This is a genomic window from Paraburkholderia fungorum (assembly GCF_900099835.1).
Classification (GTDB): Bacteria; Pseudomonadota; Gammaproteobacteria; order Burkholderiales; family Burkholderiaceae; genus Paraburkholderia; species Paraburkholderia fungorum_A.
The window spans coordinates 1,669,797-1,691,913 of the sequence record NZ_FNKP01000002.1; the positions used below are offsets into that span (position 1 = coordinate 1,669,797).

General features: G+C 60.6%; 13 protein-coding genes. All 13 read right to left on the reverse strand.

What is annotated here, in order from left to right; genetic code table 11:
• Position 1 precedes the first annotated feature (1 nt).
• The 13 genes from BLS41_RS23370 to BLS41_RS23430 all read right to left on the reverse strand — a co-directional run bounded on the left by BLS41_RS23370 (position 2) and on the right by BLS41_RS23430 (position 21,970).
• Complete coding sequence (locus tag BLS41_RS23370; RefSeq protein WP_074769134.1) at positions 2-589, reverse strand: PqiC family protein; 588 nt, start codon at positions 587-589, stop codon at positions 2-4.
• Entirely contained in the window at positions 586-2,217 is a 1,632-nt protein-coding gene (locus BLS41_RS23375) for a PqiB family protein (RefSeq protein WP_074769136.1), read from the reverse strand. Before BLS41_RS23375 ends, BLS41_RS23370 begins: the two co-directional genes overlap by 4 nt.
• Positions 2,201-3,484 carry a paraquat-inducible protein A gene (locus tag BLS41_RS23380; RefSeq protein WP_074769138.1) on the reverse strand — a complete coding sequence of 428 codons (1,284 nt, stop codon included), beginning with the start codon at positions 3,482-3,484 and terminating at the stop codon, positions 2,201-2,203. Before BLS41_RS23380 ends, BLS41_RS23375 begins: the two co-directional genes overlap by 17 nt.
• On the reverse strand, positions 3,481-5,016 hold the full coding sequence (locus BLS41_RS23385) for an efflux transporter outer membrane subunit (protein WP_083380056.1): 1,536 nt from the start codon (positions 5,014-5,016) through the stop codon (positions 3,481-3,483). The genes BLS41_RS23380 and BLS41_RS23385 overlap by 4 nt, the downstream gene beginning before the upstream one ends.
• A gap of 2 nt (positions 5,017-5,018) precedes the next feature.
• A complete protein-coding gene (locus BLS41_RS23390; RefSeq protein WP_074769140.1) occupies positions 5,019-8,210 on the reverse strand; it encodes an efflux RND transporter permease subunit in 3,192 nt (1,063 codons plus the stop codon).
• Between the two features lie 13 nt (positions 8,211-8,223).
• A complete protein-coding gene (locus BLS41_RS23395) occupies positions 8,224-9,504 on the reverse strand; it encodes an efflux RND transporter periplasmic adaptor subunit (protein WP_083380057.1) in 1,281 nt (426 codons plus the stop codon).
• A 254-nt stretch (positions 9,505-9,758) separates the two neighbouring features.
• Positions 9,759-10,145, reverse strand: coding sequence for a response regulator transcription factor (locus BLS41_RS23400; protein WP_074769144.1), 387 nt, complete (start codon positions 10,143-10,145; stop codon positions 9,759-9,761).
• Positions 10,146-10,337: 192 nt separating this feature from the next.
• Complete coding sequence (locus tag BLS41_RS23405; protein WP_074769146.1) at positions 10,338-10,961, reverse strand: response regulator transcription factor; 624 nt, start codon at positions 10,959-10,961, stop codon at positions 10,338-10,340.
• Positions 10,958-12,184, reverse strand: a complete 1,227-nt coding sequence (locus BLS41_RS23410) for a PAS domain-containing sensor histidine kinase (RefSeq protein ID WP_074769148.1) — start codon at positions 12,182-12,184, stop codon at positions 10,958-10,960. The genes BLS41_RS23405 and BLS41_RS23410 overlap by 4 nt, the downstream gene beginning before the upstream one ends.
• A gap of 1,319 nt (positions 12,185-13,503) precedes the next feature.
• Complete coding sequence (locus BLS41_RS23415; RefSeq protein ID WP_083380058.1) at positions 13,504-15,846, reverse strand: mechanosensitive ion channel family protein; 2,343 nt, start codon at positions 15,844-15,846, stop codon at positions 13,504-13,506.
• A 93-nt stretch (positions 15,847-15,939) separates the two neighbouring features.
• Positions 15,940-17,640 (reverse strand): aspartate-alanine antiporter, encoded by a 1,701-nt coding sequence (gene aspT / locus BLS41_RS23420; RefSeq protein WP_366486654.1) that lies wholly within the window; start codon positions 17,638-17,640, stop codon positions 15,940-15,942.
• A gap of 232 nt (positions 17,641-17,872) precedes the next feature.
• Positions 17,873-20,521, reverse strand: a complete 2,649-nt coding sequence (locus BLS41_RS23425; protein WP_253189812.1) for an aminotransferase class I/II-fold pyridoxal phosphate-dependent enzyme — start codon at positions 20,519-20,521, stop codon at positions 17,873-17,875.
• Between the two features lie 345 nt (positions 20,522-20,866).
• Entirely contained in the window at positions 20,867-21,970 is a 1,104-nt protein-coding gene (locus BLS41_RS23430) for an AI-2E family transporter (RefSeq protein WP_074769152.1), read from the reverse strand.
• Between the last annotated feature and the right edge of the window lie 147 nt (positions 21,971-22,117).

Consider the following 22,117-nt stretch of genomic DNA (forward strand, 5'->3'; position numbering starts at 1 on the left):
ATCACTGGACCGGAGCCGAATCCACCGCCGCCGCGATATCGCGGCTGACCGCCGCCAGCGCCCGGTCGTGCGCGGCGATCAACGGCGCGAAGCCCGGCTCCGCCACCGGCTCATGAACCACCGAGCGGCCCGTTACCGCGCGACCCTTGCCAGGTGCCCGCACGACCCACTGCACGTCGACGGTCACGTCCCGCCCCGGGACGGACTCGAAGCGCATCACGTCGATCCGCACATGCCATACGCCGAGCGGATCGTGGGTCGCGTCGTACACCGATATCTGCGGCGAGTCGAGCAGCACGGCAAGATTCGCGGCGATCACGCGGCCAATGTCGCTGCTCAACGGTTGCGCCCACCGCGCAAATTCGTTGATGGCGACCTCGCCATCGCCGACCCGCGTCACGATCTGCGGACGATTCACCGTCTCCGGTATCGTCACCGGACCCACCACCGCAACCACCGGCCGGGCCATACCGGCAGACGTCAGCGAAGGGGCCGGGTCCAGCGTATAGAAACTGGCCGGCGGCGACTTGCATCCCCCGAGAGTGGCGCCGACGAGTGTCATGACAAAACATGCCGTCGCAGACTTCATGGCGTGTCCTCCGGCTTGCCGCGAACCAGCGCTTCAGGATGCCGCGCCAGGTAGTCGGCCAGCGTGCGCAATGTCGCGGCAGTGCGGGTCATTTCCTGCATGGCCTGCTCGGTCGATTGCTGCAGGGACGAATCCGGCTGCAGCATGCTGTTCGCGGAATCCAGCGTGGTTTGCGCCGAGTTGAGCGTGCTCTGGGCCTTGGGGACGACCTCGGAATTGATCTGCGAGATCAGCGCGTTGGTCGTGCGCAGCGTGGTGCGCGCATCGTTGCCGATGCCCTCGAACGGAATGCTATTGAGCTTGGTCAGCAGCCGCGTGACCGAGTCCTGAATCGATTGAAGCGTGCGCGGAATAGCGGGCAATTCAGGCGGCGACGCGGTCCAGTCGATGGCCGCTTTGGGTGCATCCGGGAAGTAATCCAGCGCAATATAAAGCTGCCCCGTCAGAGGATTGCCGCTCTTGAGCTGAAAGCGGAAGCCGTGCTCTACCAGATAGTTCGCGATCCCGCGCGGATCGTCACTGATACGTCCGCCTGCGTGACCCTTCTGATAGCGCGACGTAAAGCGTTCCGGATAGATTTCTATTTCGACGGGAATGCTGAAACGATTGTGCGCCTCGTCGAAGCGCGTATAGATCGCCGTCACTTCTCCAATCACCACGCCGCGAAAATCGACCGGCGCACCCACCGTCAAACCGCGCACCGAATCCAGAAAATTGACCACATATCGATCGACGATCCGGTCGTGCTTCTTCATCGCGTCGGCACGCGTGTCGTATAGGCGGAACTGCGTATCGGGCGTGGCGGCCGTCTCGTTCTGCAAGCCGGTGGCCGACTCGGGCGGCGACTCGAACGCCACCCCGCCGATGATGATCGACACGATCGACTGGGATTCGACCCGCAGCCCGTTCGTATCGAACGCCATGTCCACGCCGCTGGCATGCCAGAAGCGCGTATCCGTTTTCACAAACTGGTCGTACGGCGCATTGACGAACACCTTCAGCGTGACACCGCGCCCATCCGGGTCCAACTTGTACGAGGCGATCTGGCCGACCCGCAGCCGGCGGAAATAGACTGGCGTGCCCACGTCCAGCGAGCCGAGGCCCGTCGACTTCAGGGTGAACTCGCGCCCCGGCACGTCGCTGGCAAAGACCGGCGGCTCTTCGAGTCCGACGAAATCACGACGCGCCTTGCTTGCGTTGCCGACATCCACATCGATATACGAACCGGAAAGCAGCGTGCCGAGCCCCGACACCGTGCCGCCCGAAATGCGCGGGCGCACCACCCAGAAGCGCGTATTGTCGACCAGCAGACTCGCGACATCGCGCGCCACTTCCGCCGTGGCCAACACCCGCTTGTGATCGGCCGAGAGGTTCACGGTTTCGACCACGCCGATATCCACATCCTTGAACTTGAGTTTGGTTTTGCCCGCCTCCAGACCTTCGCCGGTCTTGAAGCTGATCGTGACTTTCTCACCGCGTTCGAGGATCGCCTTGGTCGCCAGCCATCCGCCGATCAGCACCGCGACGATCGGCACGAGCCACACCAGTTGCATGCGCCAGCGCGAACGCGGAATCGTCTCCGCCGAGGGCAGCCCGGCGCCATCAGGCTCGTCATTCAACCCGGACATGTCGCCTCTCCGCTGCGTCCCAGATGAGACGCGGGTCGAACGACATCGCCGCGAGCAGCGTCAGCACGACGACTGCCCCGAACGCTATCGATGCCGGCCCGGCTTCGATCGTCGCCAGCGCCTGGAATTGAACCAGCGCGACGAGCATCGTAATCACATAGATGTCGAGCATGGACCATCGCCCGACCAGTTCGATCACCCGATAAATCCGCGTGCGCTGCTCGGGCAGCCATTGAGAACGAAGCTGCGTCGAGACGATCAGGTACACGAGGCCCAGAATCTTGAGCATCGGCACGACGATGCTCGCGATGAACACGAGAACCGCCAGTAGCCACGAACCGGAGGTCCACAGATAGACCACGCCGCTCATGATCGTGTCTTTCTGTGCGCCGAATAGCGAACTGGTGTTCATCACGGGCAGCACATTCGCGGGGATATAGAGCACGATCGCCGCCACCAGATACGCCCATGTCCGCGAAAGGCTGGCAGGTTTGCGCAGATGCAGGGGCGATTTACAGCGCGGGCAAACCTGCGCTCCCGAACGCGCCGGATCGCGAACCAGCAGGCCGCACTTTTCACATAACGCCAACCCTTGAGCGGATGCCGTGACCGCACCGCGCGACGGTTTCAGGTGCGGATGCACCCCTGCATGGCTGACGTTCCTGAGGGCACAGATGCGCGCCCAGATCTCGCGCGGATCGAATGCCGACGACGCGGCGGCCAGCAACAGCATCAGCACGACGAACGACCACAGCGCCGTTCCCGGCACGACCTTCGCGATGTGCGCGAGCTTGACGAGTGCGACGAGCAGACCGAGGATCAGCACTTCGGTCATGCCCCAGGGACGCGCCAGTTGAAACAGCCGGAAGCCTTCGATCGCGTTCGGCGGCACGCGTCCCAGATGCAGGGGCAGGAGCAGCCAGAGCATCGCCAGCGTTTGCAACGCGGGCATGACGATCGTCGTCAGCGCGACCAGCACGGCGAGCGGCCACGTCCCATGGCTGTACAGCATGCGGACCGAGCCCGCCAGCGTGGTTTGAACCAGATTGCCGTTGACCGATAATCCGACGATGGGAAACACGTTCGAGATCACGAACAGAACGGCCGCTGCCACGGTGAAGGCGAGCGCATATTCCGGCCCGTTGCTGCGTCCTCTTCGCAGCTCGGCGTGACAGCGCCGGCAACGCAGCGAACTGCCGGGGGTCAACGGTGCCGCGAGCTGAAGGAGATCGCACTCCTCGCACGCAATGATCTCCGGTCCGCTCATCTCGCCTCCAATGCAACGGGCGTCGTTTCTGCCGACGCCGATGCTGGAGCCGAAGCCGCTGCGGGCACGGACGCGGCGACCGGCGGCACCGACAGCTTCTCCGCCTCGAGCACCCAGCCGCCCCCCATCGCCTTGTAGAGACTGACGAACGACGTCAGTTGCGCGCCCTGCGTCTGCGTATAGCTGAGTTGTGCATTGAAGAGGCTACGCTCGGCGTCGAGCACTTCGATGTAGCTTGTATAACCGCCTTCGTAGCGCAGACGCGCGAGCCGCGCGTAAGTGTGCAACGCCTCGACCTGTTTGCCGACCACGTCCAGCTGTTCGCGCGTTTTCTGCACGGCGACCAGCGCGTCCTCGACTTCCTGAAACGCCACCTGAATCGCCTTCTCATAGGCGAACAGTGCTTCCTGCTGGCGCGCCTCGGCCTGATGCACCTGGCCCGTGATATTGCCCGCCGTGAAAATAGGCTGCGTCACGCTCCCCGCAAACGACCACACTTTCGCCGGCCCCGTAAAGAGGTCGGAGAATTGCGAGCTGACCGTGCCGAACAGGCCCGTCAGCGAGATCGACGGAAAATACAACGCCCTGGCGGCGCCGATCAGTGCGTTTTCCGCTACGAGCGTCTGCTCGGCTTGCAGCAGATCGGGACGTCGTTCCAGCAACGCGGAGGGCAAGCCGTCGGGAATGGGCGGCGTGCCCATCGTTCCCAATTCGCGGCCACGCAGAATCGCGCCGGGATTCGTGCCGATCAGGACGGACAGCGCGTCTTCCTGCTGCGCGATCTGCATCTCGAGAAGGGGGATCGTCTGCTTCGCCGCTTCGTACTCCGACTCGCTTTGCGCCAACTCCATTTGCGACACTTCGCCGCCCTTGAATCGCAGCGTGAATACGCGTACCGATTCGTCACGGCTCTTCACGGTTTCATTCGCGATTTCCAGTTGCCGATCGAGACTGCGCAAGTTGATATAGGACGACGCGACTGAGCCCACCAGCGTCAGGATGGTGCCCCGGCGGCCCTCCTCGCTCGCCAGCAGATTGGCGCGCGCAGCCTCGGTCTGACGGCGCACCTTGCCAAACAGGTCGATCTCCCAAGCCACCGACACGCTTGCGTCGAACTGGTTGTAGATCGGGCTCACGCCATTCGGCACAGGGATTCCCGCTGCCTGCGACGCACGTTGGCGCGACGCATCCGCCCCCGCGCCCAGTTGCGGGAAAAGCGCGGAACGCGTCGTGACGAACTGGGCCCGAAACTCGTCCACCCGCGCGGCCGCCATCTTGACGTCGCGGTTTTCCAGTAGCGCCGTGGCAATCAACTGATTCAGCACGGGGTCCTGAAACTGCTCCCACCACGCCATGTCGGCAATCTGCGCGGACTCGCCCTGCGCGAAACGGTAGGTCGCCGGCACATCGATTTTGGGCCGCGCATAGTCGGGGCCGAGCAGGCAACCGCCCAATGCCAGAACCAGCGCCAACACCGGCAGCGCCAGCACGACGGCGCGAGCGGGCAGACGCGGCAGCACTCTCCCGTCCATTTTCAGTGACCCTCTTGAGATGACGCGCCAGGCGGCACGCCAGGGTCCGCCGGACCTTTGTCCGGCGTCTGCTTGCCGCTTTGAGAGCGCGACGACATCGATTCAAGCAGGTAATAGAACATCGGAATGAAGAACACCGCGATCACCGTTGCGCCGAGCATGCCGCCGATCACCCCTGTGCCGATCGAATGGCGGCTGTTGGCCGACGCACCGGTCGCGATGGCGAGCGGCACGCAGCCGAGAATGAATGCCAGCGACGTCATCACAATAGGACGCAAGCGTTCCTCGGCTGCGGTCATGGTCGAATCGAATACCGACGCGCCCGTCTCCCGGTTCAGCACCGCGAACTCGAAGATCAGGATCGCGTTCTTCGCGGCGAGCGCGACCAGCATGGTCAGCCCGATCTGGAAGTAGACGTCGTTGCTCAGGCCGCGTATCAGAATCGCCAGCAGCGCACCGAACAGTGCGAACGGCACCGCCATCAGCACGCCAATCGGCAGGCTCCACTTCTCGTACTGGCCGGCGAGGATCAGGAACACCATCACCAGACCGAACACGAACACCAGTCCCGAGGTGCCGCCCGATTGCCGCTCCTCGTAAGCCTCACCGCTCCACGCGACGTCGTAGCCGGGCGGCATCTGCGTCGCCAGTTCCTCGAGAGTCGAGATCACCTGACCGGAACTGAAACCGGGGGCGGCACTCGCCGTGATCTTGATCGCCGGAAAATTATTGAAGCGGGTAACCAGATCCGGCCCGACGACAAAGCTGTAATTCGCCACCGATGTGACCGGCAGCATCGAGCCTGTCTTGCTGCGCACGAAAATCTGGTCGAGGTCGTCGGGCTTCAACCGGTACGACGGCTCTGCCTGAAGGATCACCTGCCATAGCCGGCTCGAACGGTTGAACTGCGAGACATAGAGCGAGCCGAACATGGTCTGCATCGCGCTATACGCATCTTCGACCGGCACGCCCAGCGTCTCGGACTTGTCGCGGTCCACCTGAAACAGCAATTGCCGGGACGACGCGTTGAAGGTCGACGTCACCCCGGTGAGTTCCCGCCGCTGCTTCGCCCGCAGGAGGAAGTCCTGCGCGACCTCCGCGAGTTGCGCGATGCTCGCGTCGCCCTTGCTCTGAATCCACACCTCCGTGCCGCCCGTGGTGCCGAGACCTGGAATCGACGGCGGATTCACCGGAATGACGACGCCTTGTTTCACGTTCGCGAAATACCGGGCCGCGTCGACTAAAACAGAGCGCGCATTCTGCGTTCTGATGTTCGCCGACGAGTAGCGCTCGTCGAAACTTTTGAAGCCGACAAAGAACGTTCCCGAGTTGTTTTTGTTCTGGCTATCGAGCAGGCTGAATCCGTCGACCACGGTGATGCTGCCTACCGCAGGCTGCTTCATGAAGTAGTCGGTGACCTGCTGGGAGACTTCGCCGGTACGGTCGAGGCTGGCCGCGTCGGGCATGATGACCGCGCCGAGCAGATAGCCCTGATCTTCCGGCGGCAGGAAGGCCGAAGGAACGGAGCGCAGCATCAGTACCGCGAGCACGATCATGCCCACGAAGAACAGCAGGCCAAAGATAAAACGCTTGATGATGAGCCTGACCGCACGCGTGTAGCCCGAGGTCATTTTCGCGAAAGCATTGTCGAACCAGCGGAAAAAGCCCTTCTTTTCGTGATGGGAACTCTTCAACAGCAACGCGGCGAGTGCCGGCGACAAAGTCAGGGCCACGACGCCGGACAACACCACCGAGATCGCGATCGTAATGGCGAACTGCTTGTACATCTGCCCCGTGATGCCGCCGAGAAACGCCACCGGCACGAACACTGCGCACAGCACCAGCACGATGGCGATGACCGGTCCGGCCACTTCGTCCATGGCCTTTTTCGACGCATCTTTTGGATTCAGCTTGTGGACCACCATGTTTCGCTCGACGTTCTCGATCACGACGATCGCATCGTCCACCACGATCCCGATCGCGAGCACCATCCCGAACAGGGTCAGCATATTGATCGAAAAGCCCAGCAGCAGCATGAACATGCAGGTGCCGACAATCGAGACCGGCACCGCGACGATCGGAATCAGCGTTGCGCGCAGGCTTTGCAGAAACACGAACACGACGATCACGACAAGAACCAGCGCTTCGAAAAAGGTATGAATCACATCGGAGATGGAGGCCCGGGTGAACTCGGTCGTGTCCATCGCGATTTCGTAGGTCAGCCCCTCGGGAAACGACTTTTTCAGCTCGGCCAGCGTCGCGCGAACCTGCTTCGACACGTCGAGTGCATTGGCGCCCGGTTGCTGATAAACCGCGAGGACGGTCGCAGGTTTTCCCTGAAACCGGCTGCGAATCGAGTAATCTTTTTGCCCGAGTTCAGCCCGCCCGATGTCCTTGATCCGCACGATCGCCGCACCTCCGTTCGCCGCGCGCACGATGATGTTCTCGAACTCTCTGGGCTCGGTCAGACGGCCCGTCGTCGTCACCGCGAAGGACTGCTCGACCGACTTTCCTGTCGGCGATTGACCGATGCTGCCGACGGCAAACTGCTGGTTCTGATTGGCGACAACCCGCTGAACATCGGCGGCGGTCACACCCAATTGCGCCATGCGATCGGGCTTCAGCCAGATACGCATCGCGTAGTCCGGGTTGCCGAAAATACTCGACTGGTTCGCGCCCGGCACGCGTTTGATGGCATCGAGCACGTACACGTTGGCGAAATTGGCGATATAGACAGGATCGTAGCGATCGGTAGGCGAATAGATCGAGATCACCATCATGAAAGCGGACGACTTCTTCTGCACCTGAATGCCCTGCGCCTGGACCGATTGCGGCAGTTGCGGCAGCGCCAGATTCACGCGGTTCTGTACATCCACCTGGGCCAGTTCGGGGTTCGTGCCGATCTGGAAAAACGCGTTGATCGTCAGGTTGCCCGTCGATGAACTCGACGAGTTCATATAGATCATGTTGTCCGCGCCGTTGACCTGCTGCTCGATCGGCGCGGCGACATTGTTCGCCACGACCTCCGCATTGGCACCCGGATACGTCGCGGAAATAGTGATCTGCGGCGGCGTGATGTCAGGATATTGCGAGACCGGCAGAGAGAACATTGCCAGTGCTCCACCCAGCGTGATGACGATCGAAATGACCGACGCAAATATCGGGCGATCGATGCAGTAGTGCGAGATGCTCATATCGGTTGCCCTTTCATTGGGTCGCACCGCTGCTACTGGCTCCCTGCTCCTGCCCCCCGGCCTGCGAGGCAGACGCTGGCGCCGCGCCGTTCGCTTCAGTCAGCGCCTTGACAACCTTGACCTGCACCCCGGCCGCGACCCGCAGCGCACCGTCTACGACAATGCGCTCGCCCGCCTTGAGTCCTTCCGACACGAACCAGTCGTCGCCGTGCCAGTCGCCGACTTCGATCACTCGCTGACGCGCCTTCGACTGATCGTCCACGACCCACACGAAATGGCTCTTCGCGCCCTGCAGGACGGATCGCTGCGGCACCAGAATCGAATTCGGCCGGATCGCACCGGAAATGCGCGCCTTCACGAATTGGCCCGGCCGCAGGACGCCCTTCGGGTTGTCGAAGACCGCACGCACGAGGAAGGTGCCGGTTTCAGTGTTGAAGGCAGGATTCGCAAAGTCGATGTGCCCCCTCTGCCCGAACTCCGAGCCATCGGCGAGAATCAACTGCACTTCAAAATCGTTGTGTTCGGGAAACCGCAATTGCCCCGCTGTGATCTGATCCCGGTACTTCAACATTTCATTTTCCGAAATGCTGAAGTTCACCCACATCGGGTTCAGTTGATAGACATAGGTCAGCAAGCCGTTGGCATTCGCCGTGACATAACTGCCGTCCTGCTGGCGGGCAAAGCTCGACAGACCCGTGAGCGGCGACTTGATCGTCGTGTAGCCGAGATTCAACAGCGCCGAGTCGACTTCGCCCTTCGCCGCGATAACTGCCGCTACCGACTGCTTTTCGTTGCCGACGGCATCGTCGAGATCTTTCTTGCTCAACGCGTTCTGCGCGGCCAGCGGCTCAACGCGCGCGAGATTCGCCCTGGCGACTTCGAGCCGGGCCTGCTGCTGCGCCAATTGTCCTTTGGCGGTTTGCAACGCGGCCTCGAACGGCTTGCTGTCCATCTGGAACATCGTCTGACCGGCTTTCACTACCTGCCCTTCGACGTACAGACGTTTGTCGAGAAAGCCATCCACTCTCGAACGGATCTCCACCTCGCGGGAACTCTGGGTTTGCGCGGTAAATACGAAGTCGACCGGGGTGTCCTGCTGAACCACCGTCGTCACCGTCACCTCCGGTTCGACAGCCGCGGGCGCGGCGGGTGGTTTCCTGCATGCAGCCAGCAACGTGACGCTCGCTGCGATCAGCAACAACGCGCGTCCTGCCCGCCGCCGCAAGAGCGATGCATGCGCAAGCGTGCCTATCTGCCACCACGACGCGCGGCGAACAACAGGAGGGGTTTTCATGGCGCGGCCCGCATGATCACGAGGCCGTCGAGTTGTCGAACGGCACTTGTGTTGCCCATAGATCGACTGCGGCAACACCGGGCAAAATCGCAAGTACAACGGACTTGAATTTCATCACGCACGCTCCCGGATTTTCTTTCGAACGATGCCGCCCAGCGCACCGAAAACCGCGTTGGCTACGTGAAGAATGGATGGCTGGAGAAAACGCGACAATCGGACCTTAGTCTCATATCGCTTTGCCGAACCGGCGCGCGTCATTCCGACGATGCGCCACCAAGCGCCGTCTCCACGGCCCTGATCAGAATCGCGCCGTTCAATGGCTTGCGCAGATAGGCTTTAGCACCGGACGCCATGGCAGCCTCCCGGGCGGAAGTTTCGTCGTAAGCGGTAATCACGATGACGGGCAACGACATCGGCAAAAGTTGACGCTGAACTTCGAGGCCGTTGATGCCCGGCATCTGGACGTCCAGAATCACACACGCCGGCCGGTACGATGGGGCGGCTGCGAGAGTATCGAGAAACTCGGAACCGCTGGAAAACGTCTCGGCTTCGATTCCAGCCGAGCGCAACAAACGCTTGATGGAGCGGCAGACCGATTCGTCGTCGTCGATAACAGCAACGATAGGCTTGAGAGTGGCCATATGAGGGCGCGTACGGTTCCCCGTAAATGAGCTTGCGACTCAAGCGTAGCGGCAGATGACAAATTGCGATATAGGGCTTTGGTCCGCTGTCGCATCTGACGAAGTGAGCCCGCCCCGGGCAGGTTAACTGACAGGCGTCGGGTTGAACGCAGAAGATTGACGGAGCGCCTTTCTGCGGGAACAGCGAGGAAGTTAATCGTCGTCGGCTGCGTGCACGCCGCCTTTTTCCGCCAGCCGGACAAGTTCGACGATCGACCTCGCTTTCATCTTCTCCATCACCCGCGCGCGATGAATCTTGATGGTCTTCTCGGCGGCGCCGAGTTCGCTCGCGACCTGTTTGTTCAGGCGCCCCGTGAGAACCAGCGCCATGACTTCGCGTTCGCGACGGGTTAGATGATTGACGCGCTCTTCGATTTCGGTTCGCTGCTGCCGCTTCGCGCACTCTGCCCTGGCACGCGTGAGCGCCCGCTCTATTGCGGCAAGCACGAGCGATTCGCACACCGGCTTGACCAGAAAATCGACCGCGCCCGCTTTCATCGCATCGGCACACGAACCGACGTCGCCGTGCCCGGTAAGAAATATGATGGGCAGTAGCTGATTGAGCTTGGACTGCACTTCGAGCCCCGTCAAACCGGGCATCTGCAAATCGAGCACGACGCAGGCGGGTGTCTTCGTCAGATCCGTTCTTTGCAGCAACGATTCGGGGCTCTCGATGGCTTCGACGTGGTAACCATTGGCACGGAGTAACCGGGCCAACGCGCATCGCACGGGTGCGTCGTCGTCGACGATAAAGACGCGCGCAGCGGTCTCGTTCATTGCGGCCGGGATCTGCTGTCCTGTTGTGCACCGGGTGCCGCCGGCAACGTCAGGTGAAACGACGCCCCAACACCCTCGTTGTTCTCCGCCCATAATCGGCCTCCGTGACCAGTGATGATCGTGCGACTAATGGAAAGACCCAGCCCCAGTCCCAGAGGCTTCGTTGTGTAAAAGGCTCTGAAAATCTTGTGCATCTTGTCGTCCGTCAGACCCTGTCCCCAATCTTTAACCGTAATCCGCACGCCGCCGCCCGGTTCTTCCCGCACGATCGTCTCGACCCGAAGTCTTTCGGGTGCGCTCTGCCTGACCGCATCGAATGCATTCAGCAATAGATTCAGTACGACCTGCTGAAGTTGTACTTTGTCGCCGTACACCAGCGCCAGATTGTCGGCAATATCGAAGCGGGTTTGAATGCCGCGAGTTATTGCGTCGCTATGAACGAGCTTCGCGGTATCGCGTATCACCTCGCCAACATCCAGAAGACGAAAATCAATATCACCTTTGCGCGCAAACGTGCGGATCTTATGGATCACTTCACTCGCGCGACAGTTGTCCGTCACGATGTCTTCTAACGCGTCGTGCAATTCGGCGGCGTTGTCCGTCTTCGATTCCATGAACTTCTGCGCCGCCTGAGCATTGAACAGCATTGCCGTGAGCGGCTGTTTCAACTCATGGGCAAGAGACCCTGCAAGCTCACCCAACGAGGACACTCGCGCGAGATGTTCGAGGTTCTCACTGCTTCGATCCACTTCCGCGCAAGCGCTGCGATCCAGTACCACGACAATCTTGACTATGTGGTTCAATCTTCCATGTCTCGTGGTGTTCACCTCAGTGGGAAAGTCGATTCCATCACGGCGGCGCGCGACGAGTATCTGGGTCGTTGCCGTCTCCTCCATTCTGTTTTCGACGTTGTTGTCACCGCCTGTCAAATGAGAGTCACAAACGGCATGAATGGGGAAAAGCATTTCTGTCGATGCCGCCGTTAGCTCTTCCCGGCTATAGCCGAATAGCTTTATTGCTTTAGCATTGGCAAAGAGAATACGAGTGTTCTGGTCGGTCATGACGACCGCTACAGGCATCATTTCAAGCGCCTGCCTGAATGGCATCTTTGAGTCCAGGGCCTGGCGGGCGCGACGGCTACTTCCCCGGAGCCAGGCCGCACATGCCCCCACATTCGCCAGCCATTTCAATCTTGATTCAGCAAACACATAGGTACGGGACATTGGCTGCCTCTGCGACAGTTAAGTACCACGGCGGACAGAAGATAACGAGACCCATGTACATTTCCAGGGCGATTATCCGCGAAGCTAGTCGTCTGACCGCTGGTTCGCAAAGCAGAAATCATTTGGGGGATGACTGTCGGGAAATCTACTCTTTCGCAGAACCTGGGCTATGAGATGTTCTATTACGTCTAGCCCGAGGTATCTGACCTGCTCGATCAGATTGATCATCGGAATCTCCGAACCCGGTTCACACAAATGCGATGGTGCCGGGCTTCTGGTCTATGAGATTGAACGAACTGATTTGACTGCATGGTGGATTGCCGTGGCCAGCGGCAACTGCACCAAAGTATAGATGATGCAAAACAAATTACGTTGTACCAACGTCATTTTTTTAGACCGCCTCGATTTCCGTATGTATAGAGATAGTTAATTATCAAAACATGGGAATTCATGCCGAAAGCGTCGAAGTTTGAGCCTTTAATTTATCCGCATTTTGCGTGTACGTTTAATAAAAATCGCTTCATCCGACACGTTAAAAGTACTCGGATAGGCCCTCGAATTATGCAAAATGAATTTGCTTGATGATCGTCGACACAGTCTGTTCTAGTGAAAGATGCTCAAGCTGCTATTAAAAATAGCTTCAGGGTTATCCCGGAACAGATACGCGGGTTGGCGATAACCCTTAGAGTGGTAACGCACAGATAACGATATTTTTTTGGGCAGGCTCTCGTACAGATTCGAACCAGGCGTATGACCCGCTATGTATAGAGCCGCGATTCTCCAGACCTTGCGTTTACCCTCGTGTCGGCTTCCATCTGCAGCCTCCTCAAACAAGGCCCACTTATCCTTTGAAATCCGTCAATACTCGCATCAAATGGAAAGATTAAATTTTTAATTGCATCGGATAATCGTTCTATCGATGCGTTAGCAAATCCACGTCAGGCGAGAACCATACTCAATTGACTCCTGGAGAAAGCCGCACGCCAGTCGCGTCTGTTTGTCTGGAAAGCAGAAGTGTTCGTTGATGACAACATCGACTATTGGCAAATAACGCAGACCACAGGGCCGATTTCAGCTACGTCGATTTGCCCACGAGTTTCGCGAGCATCTATCAGTTCAGCCCAACAAAACCAAACCGGGATTGAATCGTCGTTGTCCGCGCAACACTACGATCCAACATCGCTTATTGCAGTTCGCACGTAACATTTCTGGAGCAACTCCGCGCGCTGCAATGTATAGGACCGTGGCTTAGCAAACTGTCCGAAATGGTCCCGCGCACAAGCAGAACATAGCGGCGGAATTTTGCACAGCTGTCGTACTTATCGGTTCTTCTGATCGACGGAAGCATCATCTGCCAGTGACGACGGGCCCCGGCTTCCGGCCGATGTATTGAGCAGCATCTGCGGCACTGGAATTTCAATTCCAGCCTCGTCCATCTTCCGCTTGAGTCTCGCGTTGAAAGCGCGCGCGATGCTCCACTGCTGCAATGGCCGCGTCTTGATCTGCGCTTTCACCACGATCCAGTTGGCTTCGAAGCGGTCGAGCCCCCACACCTCGACGGGCCCGAGAATTTCCTTGCGAAGGTTGAAGTCGGTGAGCAGCTCGGCACTCACCTCGACAATCATTCGCGTGACGTTTTCCAGATCGGCATTGAACGGCACGCGTACCTCGAAGACCGCGTTGGCAAAGTCGCGCGACAGGTTCTTTACGATCTTGATCTGCGAGAAAGGAATGGTGTGAACCGCGCCTTGTCCATCGCGTAACCGCACGGTGCGGATTGTGAGGTCCATGACCGTGCCGGCATGCTCGCTGCCGACCTCGATCCAGTCCCCTACCGAAATCGTCTCCTCGACAATGATAAAGAGCCCCGTGATCAGATCGGTGACGAGCGCCTTCGCACCGAACCCCACGGCAAGACCGATCACGCCGGCGCCGGCAAGCAGCGGCGTCAGATTGATGCCCAGGCTAGCCGCGGCGACCACGGCAGCCAGGCTCGCCACCGTTGCGAACACGCCGTTACGCACGAGAGGCAACATCGTGCGTGCGCGCACGCCGGGATCAAGTGTCCTGTTACGCGAACTGTTTGGCCCTATTGCCTTGAGGATGACGGTGTCGCAAATGATCCACATGAACCAGGCGCCGAATACCGTTGCAATGACGACGATCAATCCATGTCTGAAGCCAGGTGTCATCGCACTGTGCCTGATCGTGCGCGCGATCGGACCGCTCCAGAGGTCCAGTTCGAACCGGATGAAGGCGAGCCACGTCGCGAAAACGACCAGCGTACTGGCGAATCGCAACAGCCTCATCAGATGCGGCGCACGGCGATGTATGCGCGTGTCGCTTCGCCGCGTCACGTGCAGCAGCAGCGCGGAGATGAAAAGCGTGAGGACGAGCAGGAGCGCACTGAGCAGTGACGGCTGCAAAACGCTCTCTTCCGAGCCGCGTGCATCGATAATCGCCACCACCGACGCAATCGCGATCAACAGGATTGGAATATGCCAAAGCGAAGCGAGTATATCGAGCGCTTCCGTGGCGAGTTTGTGATCGCGCCTTTGCGCATACGGGCGGTTGCGTATCAGATGCGTAACAGGCCGTCGGAAAGCGAGCGCGAAATATCCGATCAGAACGGCCGCCGTCACATTGGCGGAGGCCGACACGACCCCGGCGAGGTTCGCACCAAGCAGGCGAATGACGTCAGGATTAGCCGTCGCGTCGCCAAGTGCACCCGATGCTCCGATCACAAAAAGCGGCCAGCGGCTTCGGGTGAGCAGCTGATGTAATGCAACCCGCCGATGCGCGGTGTTAAAAATCGAGAAGGTGATCATGCAGATCGCCGAAAAGATCGCGCCCGCGACGATCGCGTAAGCGATCACGAGTCCCAGCGTGCTGCCCAGCGTGTCGAGCACCTGTTGCACGAACAGCACGACCGCCACAAATGCGACGACCCACGGCGCCGTTCGCCAGACAGCGAAGATCAACAACTCAAGTGATGTCGGATTCGGTTCGAGTGCGACCTTCCAGCGATACCTCGCAACAATGCGCGTCTGCAAATAGATCAACAGGCCTGCGCACGCGCCCCAGCATGCGAGCGTCGCGGTCATCCAGAGCAGGACATGGCCGAACGACTCCCCGTTCCTGCCGGCCAGAATGGCCCGCAGCTCGCCGAGCGCGGCGGAAGAACGGGTTGCCCAATAATGCAAGGGTGTGCGGCCCTCGCTCAGGTCCGTCTCGACGGACGCAATGCCCGAAGCAATGGCTCCGAGCAGATCGCTACTGGGCTGAGCGGCGGACGCGGGCGCCTCGGGTGCGGCACTGCGCGAACCTGCACGCAGTCCCTTCAAATGGGAGACGAGCGCTTTTCGTTGCGTATCGTTTTCCAGCGTGGCGATCAGGGTATCGAGCGCGCGTGCCTGCTCGGCCTGACTGGCCGCCGACGGTGCCGACGCAGCTTGCGCGGTCGAGGCTGACGCGTTACCGCTCAGTTTCGGCAGGCCCGTGGCCAGTGGCGCAGCAACCGCTCCATGCAGACCCAGTAGACACAGAACCAGAAGGCTGACTAAAGCCAGACGCACGGCCCAGATCGCACTCGATCCAAGCTGTAAAACAGCGCAGGTGTACGGCCGGGTGAACGCGTGAGCATGGTTGGATTCTCGCTGCATAGGATATGACGCGCATGCGGTCCCCGTACGAAACAGCGTTGATATCGGTGCCCCCCGCGCCCGCTCCACGTCTGCAAGGCCACGGTGACCGGCCTACGCCATCAACGCGACCATGATCGATCCACCGGTGGTCAGCAGGATATTCGACGTGGCATAGGGCACCGTGTAGCCCAGCACCGGAATGCGGCTGCCCGCCTTGTCCTGCACGGCAGCCAGAGCGGCGGTAAAGGTCTGTGCGCCGGCCAGTGCGCCCAGCAGCATTAATGGGTTCATCCGCAATACGTAGCGGCCCACCAGAAGCGCCACCGCCTGTGGCACCAAAGTCACTACCGCACCGGCCACCAGAATGCCGAGTCCCAGTTCCCTCACCGCGCGCACGAACTCGGGACCCGCCTGGAGACCCGAGCACGCAACGAAGGCTGCCAGCCCGAAGTTGATCATCAGATCGAGTGCCGGCTGGGGAATGTCGCCAAGCGTCGGCCGCAGCGAGCGAAACCAGCCCAGCAGCAACCCGGCGACCAGCGTGCCGACGCTCACGCTCAGCGTCAGCCTGATGTTGCCGAGCACCACGTAAGGCAGACCAATCAGCGCACCGCACACTATGCCGAGCCCGAGTATGGACAGACTGGACGCATGGCTGGGACGCAGTGCGTAGCCGATCTCCGTCGTCGCCCGTTCGACCGCGCGTTGCGGGCCGACCAGTTCGAGCACGTCGCCACGGTCCAGGAGCGTTCCAGTACCGATCGGGATCTGCTGCGCTCCCCGCATGATCGAGCGCAGCCCGACGCTGCGAAAGTCGAATTCCGGTACCCGCATCAGCGCTTCGAGCGGAACCCCGCACAGTGCTTTGTTCGTCACCGTCACTTTCAGTATTTCGATAGGAAACTGCAGCAATTCCGGGTCGTGTAACTCGGTGCCGAATCGCGGACCTATCTTCACCAGAGCAGGCATCTGTCCGTAGAGGGTGACCGTGTCGTCTGTATGCAGCACGGTTTCCGGGCGAACCTCGATCGCATTGCCGTCGCGCAGGATGTGCTCGACGAAATAACGCAGCGGTGCTTCGCTACGCTCGGCCTCGTCGACCCGCCTGCCTGCGAATCCGCTACTGGAAAGACGATACGAACGCACCGCAAATTTTTGGTGTGCTGTAAATACGCCCGCCGTTTCGCGCCGGATGCCGAATTTTTTCTCCAGCGCGGCCGCTTCCTCGCGCAGGTCGACGCGCAGAAGACGCGGCGCCAGCGAACTGACAAACAGGATCATGCCGATAGCACCGAAGAGGTACGTCAGCGCATCGGCGACGGCCACGTGATTGGCCAGCAGTTTGCGTTCAGCAAGAGGCAAAGGCAGGTTCATGATGGCATCGGTTGCGGTACCGATTGCGGCTGACTGCGTGAGTCCACCGCAAAAGATTCCGGCGGCTATCCCCAGGTCGAGCCTGAACAGACGCGCCATCGACCATGCGGTGGCAAGCCCCACCACCATCACCGTGACGGACAGGAGCATTGGCTTGACGCCGTCCTCCTTGAGTGCCTGAAAGAACTGCGGACCGGCAGCATAGCCATTGGCAAACAGAAATAGCAGGAATAATCCCCAGCGGAGTTCGCGGCTGACTTCCACATGCAGTTGCCCGATCCCCAACGCGACGATCAGCGACGCGGTGACCGTACCCAGTGAGAACTTGCCGAACCTGATACCGCCGACCCAGTAGCCGATGCCCACGGCAAGAAACATCGCCAGCTCCGGCGCACCCTGCAGCGACTTTGTCAGCCAGTCTATAAGCACTTTAATCACCGCCTCGACATGCGATGAGGTTCGTCCTCAAACTGCAGGCTGAGCCCGTTGTTGAACCGGCGCGTTGGCCACGATGGCCGAAGCCGTCGGCGATAAACCGCAACTTGCGTGGCCCTACGGCGATGCCCGTCATAAGGAACGGCAGGCTTTAAAAACTCGCCGCCAGCCGCTTGAGTCGCCGCTCCATTACACCCCTCGCGTCGCGGTGCAGGTATGGCTGCGGTCGGCGCATCTAGCGCCGAAGTGCGTCCAACGCATCCGGCTTGAGCAGTTCCAGTCCCCGCGCGGCGTTGTAGCCGTGAATTTCCTTCACATCCAGCTTGCGCATGAACGCAATGGTTTCCGGCGTAATGACCTGACCGGGGACCATGATCGGGAATCCCGGCGGATACGGAATCACGAATTTGGCCGACACCAGTTCCGGACCGTTCTTCAGACGATCGTCGATCAGCCCGTCATTCAAACGGATCCACTCGCATGCCTCCGGGTTGTAGGCGAGATAGAACGCTGCGCGCATGTCGCCTTCGGATGTCGCGCTCGCGCTGTTCTCGCGCAACGCATTGTGGAAGCGGCTGAAGTTCGGCAGTTCCGGGACATCCTCGACGAGCGCCTTGACGCGCGCCTCGAAGCCCGCGCGCACGCTTTCGCCGCCTTGATCCAACTCCCGTTCAAGCGAGCGTGAAATGTCGGCGAGCGCCTTGATCAGATGCGCCATGTCGCTGCGGGTGTTATTGATATTGATCTGCACCAGCACACTGTTACGCGAGGTCTTGTTGATCTGGATGTCGTAAGACTCGGCGAGCAATCCCTTGAAACGGGTACCGTCGTAACCCGCGTTGCCGCACAGTAGTGTGATGCGCGTGGGATCGAGAAAGAACTCGTCCTCGCGCAGCGCTCGCGTGGCATCGGAGATGGTCTTTCCGGCCATTCCGTAATCCGCGAAGCCGGACCTCCGATACTCGTCGGGGATCATCTCCGCCGGGGTGGCCGCACGGAAGAAGCGGGAAATCAGCGGATGATGGTTGATTTCCTTGCGGATCTCGATCGCCAGTTGAATCGCGCGTTGTACGAGTTCGTATCCCTCCAGCTCCATCTGCCGCCGGGCCACGTCGATCGACGCGATGATCTGCAGGTTCGGCGAAGTCGACGTATGGGTAAAGAAGGCCTCCTTGAACTGTGCCTCGACGGTGTGAAAAGCTTCGTCGGCCACGACGATGATCGACGCCTGGCGCAAAGCTGACATCGACTTGTGAATCGAGTCGGTCTCGTAGACCCGGATGCTGGCCAGATCCGGGTCAGGCAGAAGCGGCATGTCGAGCAGCCGGGAGTCGGTCGGTTCGAAGTCGGCAGAGGATCGTTTGAAGGCTTCGTATTTCTCCCGGTACGCGGGATCGCGCATCAGCTCGCGCAGTTTCGCGGCCCCGCCCATCGCCGTGCGCATTCGCAGCAGCGGCGAAAAGCGGGCATAGCCGAACCAGGCTTCATCCCAGAGGAAAATCAGGTCGGGCTTGATGGCCAGACATTCGAGCATGGTCTGTTCGACATTGGCCACGTGGCCATCGAAGGTGCAATTGGTCAGCACCAGCATCCTGGCCCGATCGAGCTTGCCCTCGGCCTTCAGCGCGAGCAGCGCCTGTTTGATGGGGCGTATCGCCAGGCTGCCGTACATCGAGTACTGGGTGAGCGGATAGGCGTCGATATAGAGAGGCTGCGCACCTGCCAGCACGATGCCGTAGTGATGCGACTTGTGGCAGTCGCGGTCGATCAGCACGATATCGCCCGGCGTCAGCAGCGCCTGATGCACGATCTTGTTGGCCGTGGAGGTGCCGTTGGTCACGAAGAAGGAGCGGTCTCCCCCCAGCGCACGCGCAGCCTTGTCCTGCGACGCCTTGATGTTGCCGGTGGGCTCGAGCAGGCTGTCCAGCCCGCCCGTGGTGGCCGACGATTCGGCGAGGAACAGGTTGGCGCCATAGAACTCGCCCATGTCCCGGATCCAGTTCGATTTGAAGATCGACTTGCCTCTTGCCACCGGCAGCGCGTGGAAGGTTCCGATCGGGCGTGCGGCGTAGTGCTTGAGGTTGTCGAAGTACGGCGTTTCATAGCGGTCCCGGATGCCGTCCAGGATGGCCAGATGAATCTCCATCGGTTCTTCCGCGCCGTAGAAGATCCGGCGCAGGGGGGCGGCGGCATCCGAGCCCGCCAATTGGGCCACGTCGCGATCGGTGGAGAGAAACACATCGAGTTCCGGGCGCAGCCCCCGCACGAGCCGAGCCAGCGCCGAACCCATGTCGTCCATCCGTGCGCCCGTTCCTGCAGGCGTATTGCGCACGATGATGTCGCGCAATGCAGGAGACGTATATTGCGACGCAAAGCTGAAACCATCGACAATCACCACCGACTGCAGGTTGTAGTTAAAAATCGTAGCGAGTATCGCGTCCTCGAAGCTGCCGACCACGACCATTTCGTAGACGAAGCTGTCGTCGTTGCGACGCAGGCGGTGAAAGCTTTCGCGGATATCAGGCCACGTAGACCGTTCGCCGGCGGCCACCACGAGCGTTTCGAAATAGGGCTTACGGCTTTGCCCGTGGCCGATGGAAGGCGGAAGGAAATCCGGCAGGCGCAGTTCGCCTTCCTCCTCCGCTTTCCACGCTTCCTTGTCGTCCCGGTAGCTGTTCGACATCAGTGCTGCACTGATTCGCTGCACGAGACGCGACAGGGTATCCCACTCGCCCGCTGCGAGTCGTTCATGCAGCTGCGCCATCAGATAGGGGCCCGGATAGCCGTTCAGATCTTCCAGCGGCGCGAGGTCATTGAGCACTTCCAGCGCCTGATCGCGCAGGCCGACGGTATCCTGCTGCGGCTGGGTGGCCAACGCACGCACGATCCGGTTCAGGCTGCGCCAGTGATCGACCCGCGCCTCCGCAGCCGAAAAGAACTGATTGAGGCCGAACGCCGGTACAAGCCTTGCGGCGGATTCCATGTCGAGTCTCCTGATATTCCCTGAGCGGTGACAGCCTGTCGTTCACGGGGGTGCTGGGAGCAGTGAGTGTTCGTGGTTCACTTTTGACCTCACCACGATGACGACTCTCTGCCGACGCGTAAATCGGCCTTTGGTCTTATGCCCGCACCGAGCCGGCCGCACCCGCTGCGAGGTGGACAGACGTTCTGTCCCAATGTCGTTTTCGACCGGCAGCGTGGATGCACTGACGGGCGAACCCCGTCATCGTCAGCCGGGCGTCGTTTCCTTCAGGCGCTCCGGGCTGGCGTCGTCTCTGACCCAGCGCCAGAACAGCTGATAGCCCACCGAGAGCATCACGGGACCGATGAACAGGCCGATGACGCCTCCCGTCACCATGCCGCCGAGCGCGCCGATCAGCACCACCGGCATCGGCACGGCGACCCCGCGGCCCAGCAGCAATGGCTTAAGGACGTTGTCGGCCAGACCCGCGACGAACACATACACGGCGAAGATGACCGTGACGGTGCTCACCCCTTGCGTGGCGATCACGAAGACAATCACCGGAATCGTGATCAGGGTGGCGGGCAACTGCATGATCCCGAGCAGCAGCACGGCGAGCGCAAGCAGACCCGCCCCCGGAATACCCATGACGACGAATCCGATACCGATCAACAGCATCTGGATAAACGCGATGCCGACCACGCCCTGAGCGACCGCGCGAATGGTGGCGGTGCACAGGTCGGCGATCTGCGGGCCGTTCTCCGGGCCTGAGATACGCGACGCAATCTGCACCGCGCTGTTGTGGCCTTTCTCACCGTGCGCCATCAGGATCCCGGCGACAATCAACGCGACAAAAAAGAGCAGCAGCCCCGCGCCGAGCCCGGTGACCATTCCGAGCAGCGCGAGCCCGGCATCCTTGAGTTGGGGTGCGAACTTCTGCGCGAGGCCGGTGAGGTCTGTCGTGGCCTGCAGCCAGTAGTCGTACAGGAGCTTGCCTACCAGCGGCCAGCTGGCGATTGCCTGCGTGGGTGGCGGAACGCGGAAGGTGCCGGCTTTGAACGCGGCCATCGCATGATCGATCGATGCAGCTACAGCGACGCCCAGCAGATAGGTCGGCACGAGAATCACCGCAAACGCGACGAGAACGATCAGCGAGGCGATCAGGCCTTCCTTGCCGCCGAAGGTGCGCCTGAGTCTCACCTGAACCGGATACAGCGTGATCGCGAGGATTAACGCCCAGACCATGAGGTTGAGGAACGGAACGAAAATCCGGAAACAGAAGATGGCCAGAACAGCGACGAGTCCCGCGCGGATCAGAACATCGAGCAATTCTCTAGCCCATAACCGTCGGGTAGCCGGTGCGATCAACATAACTTGTCTCCCCCGCAGGTGACCACAACCCTCTCTCTGGCGACCAGTCGTGGCGGGCCCAGGACCATGCAGGCCGCGCAGTCGAACCACGCTGCGACGTGCGTCGGCAAGCAATCACGTCAAGAATGAGCCTCCCGGGCACCGGCT